The 4,598-nt window shown below is 39.7% G+C and carries 3 protein-coding genes; 2 read left to right on the plus strand and 1 reads right to left on the minus strand.

Annotation, left to right across the window (positions count from 1 at the left end; all coding sequences use genetic code 11):
- Positions 1–193: 193 nt before the first annotated feature.
- Positions 194–1,108, minus strand: a complete 915-nt coding sequence (locus Q8M41_RS08280; protein WP_305364784.1) for a glycosyltransferase family 2 protein — start codon at positions 1,106–1,108, stop codon at positions 194–196.
- Positions 1,109–1,628: 520 nt separating this feature from the next.
- On the opposite strand from Q8M41_RS08280, the gene Q8M41_RS08285 reads away from it, so the two are divergent.
- Together Q8M41_RS08285 and Q8M41_RS08290 are read left to right on the plus strand one after the other, a co-directional pair.
- Positions 1,629–2,168, plus strand: coding sequence for a hypothetical protein (locus Q8M41_RS08285; protein WP_305364785.1), 540 nt, complete (start codon positions 1,629–1,631; stop codon positions 2,166–2,168).
- Between the two features lie 242 nt (positions 2,169–2,410).
- On the plus strand, positions 2,411–4,598 hold a 2,188-nt coding region (locus Q8M41_RS08290), incomplete at its 3' end, for an Ig-like domain-containing protein (protein WP_305364786.1).

Consider the following 4,598-nt stretch of genomic DNA (forward strand, 5'->3'; position numbering starts at 1 on the left):
AAAGAAAAAAGAAGCAAAAAAGAAAAAAACTGTGGAAATATGGAAAACTCTATCGAGTTTACCACATTCCCACAGTTACAACAATAATAATAACAGGTTTGTATACCTTTAAAAAGTCAACCTTATTCAGGCACGGACATGTCCTTAACTATCAACTGTCAACTGTCAATTTTCCACCCGATAGCTATCGGTCTCAACTCTCTTCATACCCCAATACCCTACTTTCCGTCCCATTTCTAAAATTCCATAATATGCCCCTGATAAACTGCCTTGCATGAGCTTTAATGCCAGTCAATAAATAGCCAAGAAGATTCCTGGGTGTTACAAGTATCAGAAAGTGAAAGTAAAATATAATTCTGGAAAACCAGGGTGCGTTCCTTCGTATAAATAGGATCCTGTTCCTGCACATGAAGTACTCTTTCAGAAGACTCTTCTTCCCAACTGACATGGACTCCTTATGATAAATCTTAGCTTTGGGTTCAATCCAGATTTCGAACCCTGCTTTTCTGATCTTCTCACACCAATCCATTTCTTCATAATACAGAAAGAACAGTTCAGGCATTAGTCCTGCCTTATTGATCGCCTCTTTCCTAATCATCATTGCTGCACCGTGAACAAAGCCTGTAGGCCCGGTAGTATTATCATATTGCCCAATGTCATGCTCCATTTGTCCAATACAGTGATTCCGTCCGGTATTCATGTTCATTTTGGTAAATCCGGCGTATTGAATAATATCGGGTTCATCGAAATAGAGAATCTTCGGACTTATAGCTCCAACTTTTGGCCTGGAATCCAAAACAGAAACAAGACTTTCAATCAGACCCGCACTGAATTCAGTGTCATTATTTACGAGGAAGAGATACTCAGCGTTTGCTTCACGCATACCTAAATTGTTTCCCCCTGCAAAACCAAGGTTTTTTTCAGATCGGATAAATCGGACCTCAGGGTAAGAGGATTGCCAGGTTGGAATATGATTTTCATGGCTGCCATTGTCGACCACGATGATCTCAATAGATGGATATGTATTGCTAGCCGCAACAGAATTTAAAAACAGCTCAGTAAGCAGCGGCTGGTTGAAATTGACAGTGATGATAGTAACCTTTTTCAATATGTCTGGTAATTGGGGTTCAAATTAAGAAAAAAAATATGGGGATTAAAAGACTGACACTATTAGCCTTTAGTTTACTGATTTACAATATATTACTATATTTGAGATAGGAAAATTTAGATATTAGATATGAGACATGAGATGCGAGACAACAAAAATCTCTAATTAACGTGAGTTCGAATATTAAACTATCTAAAGATTAATATTTAACCACATAGATTGAATTTATTATGCTTTAAAGGAAACATAGATTGTAAATCATATAGATTAAAGCGAAGCTTCAAGTCTATCTGTGTCTAAAATCTAGGTTAGAAGCTATAAAATGCTATGTTTCTATGTGGTTTTTAAAATATTATGTCGAGTTCACGTTAATTATTAATATTTTTTGATTTTAGGCAGGTTGCTTAGAACTGATAGCCATAAACGCCATTTTACTTTTAACATATAGTTTCATGGTATTGCTTGGAACAATAATTGTTTAAGACAACAGAAAAAAAATAAAACTTAATCATTATACGTCTTGGAAAATCAAAATAGTAAAGAAGAATTTTCAAAATTCAATCAGGGAGCAGGATTAGAATATGCACAAATCCATAAGAAGATGGATGAGTTCCTTGTTCTTCTCTCAGAAGCCCGGCCGGATAATGTATTACTACAAGAACTGCAGATAAAGTTCAATTCTGCCCTTCGATCTGTCTCCGATTCAACTGCTTTGGAACCTTATAAAAGGATGAAAAATAATTTCATCACTGAGGAAGCAGATTCGGAACTTGGGCAGCTTTTAATAATGAATAACCTCGATAGAAAGACACAAAAGAAAGTGGTAATATGGCAGCTTATTTCTAAGGTGCTCAGGATATTTATAGCGCTTTTGCTTATTCTTTTGGGTTTTGGTATGATCATTATGCCTGCCCCGCCTTACTTTGAAATGTTTACGCTGTTTTATCTGAATCCAAATGACGGAGTAACGATTATGGATGTTATTTCACTTATCGTTGCTTTTATTGGCTTGTATTTGTTGGTTAGTGTTTTTACTAAGCGAAAATCCGGCAGGATCTGATTAAGAATTGTAGAAAAAATTGCCCAAATCGTGGAATATTTTCATAGTTGTGGAGGTTTATTCCGTTATGGTTGCACATTTAATAAATGAAAAAAAACTAAAAGCAATATTGAAATAGCAGAATTCAATCTATTTATAAAAATATATTAACTCTACTGAGATTGGTTTAATATTTGAGATTAAAGATATGCTAGAATTGTGTTTAATAATTACATGTTCTTGAGATTTTATAAAAACCTTGGATGATTAGTATTGTAATGTTTAATAGATTTAAAATAAAGTTCTTCAGAAGTCTGGCAATATTTTTTTGCTGGCTTTTTCTAGTTAGTATTTCTAAGCCTTTATTGGCTCAGAATGCTTTGCCAATATCTGAAAGCTTTACAAATGCGACAGCTACCAATATAGTATTTGGAGGTTCTCCTGGTGCTATCCTGACTGCAAATGGAGGAGGAGATGCATCCGGATCAGGTTTTCTTCGTTTGACAACAAATGGACTGAATCAAACAGGTTTTGCACGTAGTACAGGCAGTTTCTCTTCTACAAATGGGGTTTCAGTGCAGTTCGAATATTTTACTTATGGAGGAAACGGAGCAGATGGGATTGTTTTCTTCCTCTATGACGCCAGCGTCGGTTCCTTCAATATTGGTGCTTTTGGAGGGTCACTTGGTTATACCCAGAGGAATGATCCTATAGCGGGGGTAAGTAAGGGTTTTGTCGCGATAGGTTTGGATGAGTTTGGTAATTTTTCTAACCCGACAGAAGGCAGGCAGGGTGGGCCGGGTTTTGTCCCAAGTTCAGTCACTTTGAGGGGATCAGGTGATGGAAATGCTCAGTTAGCAACCAATTATGAGTATTTAACTTCCATTCAGACTTCAAATCAGACTGCCATGACTAATGCATTTGCATCAACTGCATTTCAGATTGCCGGTGGAGTGAATGGCAGAGGACTGACATCTGCCAATGCAGGTTACCGCAAAGTAAAAATGGATCTTGTTCCGAATGGTTTTGGAACAGGTTTTAATATTACAGTAATTATTACTGAAAATACATCCGGTACATTAGCTCTCCATACAGTTGTAAACAACTTTTCTTATATACCTGATGATGGAATACCGGCAACTTTAAGTTATGGTTTCGCGGCCTCTACCGGTGGATCGAACAATTTTCACGAAATCCGTAATATAGATATCCTGGCCGCCGTCGCTGTAGCTCCTACTGCGGTGGCTGATGCAACCACTACCCTTGAAGATTCTCCGGTGACGTTTAATATAGTTAATAATGATTCAGATCAAAATGGTAATGGTACGCTGAACACCGGAACTGGTGTAGATCTTAATCCTTCCGTGGCGCCTATTCAGACAAGCCGCACAGTTACAGGTGAAGGGACTTATACCTATAATGGAAATGGCACGGTAACTTTCGTGCCGGTGGCTAATTTCAATGGTACCTCAACGATTCAATATACAATAAATGATAATGGTGGATTAACAAGTAGTTCTGTCAATATCACAGTAACAGTTACACCAGTGAATGATGAGCCCTCCTTTACAAAGGGCGCCAACCAGATCGTGAATAAAAATGCCCCGGCACAAACTGTAAATGGATGGGCGACAGTGATTAGTAAAGGCCCTGCTAACGAGAGCAGTCAGACCCTCAATTTTGCAGTGACTAATAATAATAATCCTTTATTTAGTGTGCAGCCTGCTATAGCGACTGATGGAACATTAACCTATACTCCTGCGGCTAACGTTGCAGGCAATGCAACTGTAACAGTCATATTAACAGATAACGGCGGGACATCCAACGGTGGAGACGATACCTTTGCAACCCAGACATTTACGATAACGGTGAATGACGCCCCTGTTGCCGTAGCAGATGCAGCCACGACGGCAGAAGACACCCCGGTGACCTTTAGTGTAACAGGCAATGATACGGATGTAGACGGAACGATCGATGTAACGAGTGTGGACCTTGATCCGGTTACAGCGGGGGTTCAGGCCACTTTTACGGTGAGCGGACAAGGAACCTACACGGCTTCCAATACCGGTACGGTGACTTTCACCCCAGTACTTAACTATAACGGTACGGCCACCCCGGTCAATTATGTGGTTAAAGATAATAGCGGTTCATTGAGCAACAGTACGACTATCACGGTCACGGTCACGGCAGTGAATGATGCCCCTGTTGCCGTAGCGGATGCAGCCACGACGGCAGAAGACACCCCGGTGACCTTTAGTGTAACGGGTAATGATACGGATGTAGACGGAACGATCGATGTAACGATTGTGGACCTTGATCCGGTTACAGCGGGGGTTCAGACAACTTTTACGGTGAGCGGACAAGGAACCTACACGGCTTCAAATACAGGTACGGTGACTTTCACCCCAGTACTTAACTATAACGGTACGGCCACCCCGGTCAATTATGTGG

It is taken from the genome of Daejeonella sp. (assembly GCF_030684675.1).
Taxonomy (GTDB): Bacteria; Bacteroidota; Bacteroidia; order Sphingobacteriales; family Sphingobacteriaceae; genus Daejeonella.